We start from the raw sequence: 584 nt of genomic DNA, 5'->3' as shown, positions 1-584 counted from the left end.
CCACCCACTGCGAACCCTGACCCGGGAACACCAACACCGAACGACCGGAGACCAACCCACCGCCGGACACCGCCGCACCCTGCGACAGCGCGGTCAGGTGCTCGGCGAGGTCCTCCTCCGTGCCCACCAGCACCGCGCGGTGTCCCAGCGCGCTGCGGCCCGTGGCCAGCGAGAAGGCCACGTCCGCGGCGCGGACACCCGACCCGTCCCCGATCCGGGCCGCCAGCGCTGCAGCCTGGGCGCCCAACGCCTCCGGAGTGCGCGCCGAGAGGAGCAGGGGGACGGCGGCAGGTGCGGTCTCCGGCGTCCCGGGCCCGTCGACGAGCGTGTCCGCGGGGGCTGTCGGGTCGGCCGGGGCCTGTTCGAGGATGACGTGGGCATTGGTGCCGCTGACGCCGAAGGCGGACACCCCGGCCCGGCGCGGGCGTCCCGTGTCGTCCCACGCACGGGCCTCCGTCAGCAGTCGCCCGGCTCCCGCCGACCAGTCCACCTCGGGCGTAGGGCCGTCCACGTGCAGCGTCTTGGGCATCACGCCGTGCCGCAGGGCGAGCACCGACTTGATGACCCCCGCCACACCGGCGGCA

General features: G+C 75.5%; 1 protein-coding gene. It reads right to left on the bottom strand.

The genetic code is table 11. From position 1 onward, the window contains the following. Positions 1-584, bottom strand: a 584-nt coding sequence (locus VR45_RS41625) for a ketoacyl-synthetase C-terminal extension domain-containing protein (protein WP_045945189.1), incomplete at both ends; no start/stop codon positions are given.

The organism is Streptomyces sp. NRRL S-495, from assembly GCF_000966955.1.
GTDB classification, from domain to species: Bacteria; Actinomycetota; Actinomycetes; order Streptomycetales; family Streptomycetaceae; genus Kitasatospora; species Kitasatospora purpeofusca.
This window is presented reverse-complemented; position numbering and strand designations above follow the sequence as displayed.